Source organism: Aquabacterium sp. (genome assembly GCF_048860245.1).
GTDB lineage: Bacteria > Pseudomonadota > Gammaproteobacteria > Burkholderiales > Burkholderiaceae_C > Aquabacterium.
On the sequence record NZ_JBLIZW010000036.1, the window covers coordinates 1 to 3,210 of the forward strand.

The window sequence follows — 3,210 nt, forward strand, 5'->3', positions numbered from 1 at the left end:
GCGGTCATCAACAACCGGGCCATCGCCAACGTGTTGCCCGAGAACCTGAGTCACTCCGACATCAATGGGGAATTGGGCTTGCCCAATGGCTACACCCAAGACGTCGACCAGTTTCTGGCGTCTTTGCCAGGATTCAAGCGCCCGTGACCTGCCTGCGGCCCGAGAACCACCGGGCCCGCAACAAGGCGACACACTCCGCCAGGCCGACCAGAACGGCCGCACCCAAGGCAAGAATCTGAAAGGCGTGGCGAGAGAGTTTTTTGGTCAACATGATCGCGATCCGGCTGAAGCGACTGAGGCTATCGATCCCCGATGACAAGGCCGTGACACACCGTTGTCGTCGCCTTGTCATGCGAGACTGGCAGCATGGGCCAACCCCATCTTCGCTGCCCAGCCGATCGCCACATGCCCTCAGATCTACCAGAGCTGGATGCGCTGTTGCGCATCATTGAACTGGGACAGCCACACCTCGACACGCAGGTAGCGTGCACCGTTCAGGTGGGAAGGCATCAACTGGAGGTGCTGACCATCGCCCTGGGCAACCCCTCCCCCAACGTTCCTGCCATCGGATTCTTCGGCGGGGTCCATGGTCTGGAGCGCATTGGGGCCGAGGTGGTCATGACCCATCTGGCCAGCCTGGTGCAACGGCTCAGGTGGGACAGCCTGCTGCATCACCAACTCGAATCGGTTCGCATGGTGTTCATGCCATTGGTGAACCCCGGCGGCCTCTGGCAAGGCACCCGCGCCAACCCCAATGGCATTGACTTGATGCGCAATGCGCCCGTCAACGCGTCCGAGGCGGTCCCGTTTCTGATCGGTGGACAGCGACTCAGCGCCGCCCTGCCCTGGTACCGCGGTGCCGTCAACACACCCATGGAAGCGGAAAGCCAGGCGCTGTGCAACGTTGTACAGAAGGAACTGCTCCCTCGCCCGTTTTCCATTGCTGTCGACTGCCACTCGGGATTTGGCACCCAAGACCGAATCTGGTTTCCGTTTGCCCACACGCGCAAACCGATTCATCACCTGCCTGAAGTCCATGCCTTGCATCGGATCTTCGACCAAGCTAACGCGCACCATCGCTATATCTTCGAGCCGCAGAGTGTTCAGTACCTGACACATGGCGATCTCTGGGACCACTTGTACCTGCAAAGCGTGCAGACACAGCCCGATCACGTTTTTTTGCCGCTGACCTTGGAGATGGGCTCGTGGATGTGGGTCAAAAAAAATCCCCGACAACTTTTCAGTCGCCACGGCATCTTCAATCCGCTGATCGAGCACCGACAACAGCGGGTGCTTCGCCGGCACATGGCGTTGCTCGATTTCATGGGACGCGCAAGCTGTAGCCACGGCCGATGGCTCCCTGACCCCGACGCGCGCGCACTGCATCACCGGCAAGCCCTGGCGCGTTGGTATCCCGAACAACCACGCCCGCGGTTCATGCACACATGACAACCTGGATACTGCTCAGAGGCCTGACCCGAGGAAGCGGCCATTGGGGCCAATTTCCCGACCTATTGCGTGCGCTTCTGCCGATAGGTGATCAGATCCTGACACCGGATCTGCCGGGCAACGGTGCCGCATGCCATCTCCGCAGCGCAAGTCGCGTCAGCGACATGGTCGCGCAATTGAGGCAAGCCACCGGCATCGGTGCCGCGTCAACGCCGGTGCGCCTGATTGCCATGTCGCTGGGGGCCATGATCGCCACCGAGTGGGCATACACGCATCCAGAGGAGATTCAGGCCTGTGTGCTCATCAATACGAGCATGAGGCCTTTCAGCCCCTTCTGGCACAGACTACGCCCCCAAAACTATGGGCGCATCGCATCCCTGCTGATGCGCCGGGCGTCGGCTGACGAGTGGGAACAGGCCATCCTTGATATGACGTCCAGGCACCCCGCCGACCCATTCTCAACGCGTCAAACCTGGTGCCAACTGCGAGCGCATCAGCCCGTCCAGACCAGCAACGCCTTGAGGCAGCTTTGGGCTGCGGCCAAGTACCGTGCACCCAATGTGCCCCCCCGAGTACCGATGCTGATCCTCAATGGTCAAGGAGACCGCCTGGTGCATCCATCTTGCTCAGCGCAAGTGGCAAAAGCCTGGCAGACCCCGATCCTCACGCATCCCACGGCGGGGCATGATCTGCCGCTGGATGCGGGGCCTTGGGTGGCTCAGCAGATTGCGGCGTGGGCGCAGCACCTCCCATCACCTGCTCTCCGCCCAGCGCATCCAGCAGATCCGGAATCAGCTGACTCAATTCGCCGGTCGTGATGGCTGCGTCCGCATCGAAGGTTTCGCCTTTGTCGACGGCCACGGCTCCCTCGAAGACCACATCCAAGAAGGCCACCTTCTTGAGTTGCAAGGACTCGGTGAGGATGAAGGAAACCCGATCGCGCCAAGTCATCCCCACCCGCGTGGGCACCTTGCCGCTCACGATGTGCTGCTTGACTTCATCGGTGTCGAGCGGGTGGCGCGCGTACCGCACGACCGACTTCATCTCGTCCTGAGACTTCAGCTCGCACTCGCGGTCAATCGAGAAGCCATAGGGTGCCTCGCCTGTCCCCAACCAGTGCGTCATGGCGGCTGCCGGTGACATCTCGGTTTGCAGCAACGACAAGGCCAAGCCGTCGAACGACTTGATCAACAAGGTCACCACTTCATCGGCTTTGGATTGGCTGCCCGTATCCAGCACCAACAACTGATCCTTGGGCGCAATCCAGACCCGCGTCACAGACTGCTTCGTGAACGCCATCGGCAACAGCTCGTGTAAGGCCTGTTCTTTCAGATCCTTGATCTGCTTTTTGCCAGGTTTACGACCCGTCTGCTCTTCAATCTGTGCCGCAATTTCCTCGGTGCGCTTTTTGATGACAGCGCCTGGCACCACGCGCTGCTCAGTCATCAACTTCAGCAACAACTGACCATCGACCATCTCTACCAGCGGCGCATGAGCCTCACCACGCGGCTCCACCCATCCGGAGGACTTTTGCTGCGTGGCACCGCATTCCACGAATCGCGCCTTGTCGAGCTCCGCCTCGATCTCCGTGACGGAGGCGGCCCAACCCTGCCCGATGCGATAAATCGTCAGATTCTTGAACATGCTGATTTCTCCACAGCGCGCCTGAGACGCACTCAAATGGTTGCGCACAAAAGAAAACGCCCCTGACGAATCAGGGGCGTTCTTGTCTTGGCGGAGTCGGAGGGATTCGAACCCTCG

3 protein-coding genes and 1 pseudogene are annotated in these 3,210 nt (G+C 60.5%); 2 read left to right on the top strand and 2 right to left on the bottom strand.

The genetic code is table 11. The annotated features are described in order from the left end of the window. Positions 1 to 133 precede the first annotated feature (133 nt). Entirely contained in the window at positions 134 to 271 is a 138-nt protein-coding gene (locus ACMV18_RS04150) for a hypothetical protein (protein ID WP_374258490.1), read from the bottom strand. A gap of 134 nt (positions 272 to 405) precedes the next feature. On the opposite strand from ACMV18_RS04150, the gene ACMV18_RS04155 reads away from it, so the two are divergent. Together ACMV18_RS04155 and ACMV18_RS04160 are read left to right on the top strand one after the other, a co-directional pair. Beyond that, positions 406 to 1,449 carry a M14 family zinc carboxypeptidase gene (locus ACMV18_RS04155; protein ID WP_420816798.1) on the top strand — a complete coding sequence of 348 codons (1,044 nt, stop codon included), beginning with the start codon at positions 406 to 408 and terminating at the stop codon, positions 1,447 to 1,449. After that, a pseudogene (locus ACMV18_RS04160) lies at positions 1,446 to 2,108 on the top strand (alpha/beta fold hydrolase); the annotation flags it as partial. The gene ACMV18_RS04155 and the pseudogene ACMV18_RS04160, both read left to right, overlap by 4 nt. A 4-nt stretch (positions 2,109 to 2,112) precedes the next feature. Here the strand turns inward: ACMV18_RS04160 and ACMV18_RS04165 are convergent. After that, positions 2,113 to 3,210, bottom strand: a 1,098-nt coding sequence (locus ACMV18_RS04165; RefSeq protein WP_420816799.1) for a recombination-associated protein RdgC, incomplete at its 5' end; no start/stop codon positions are given.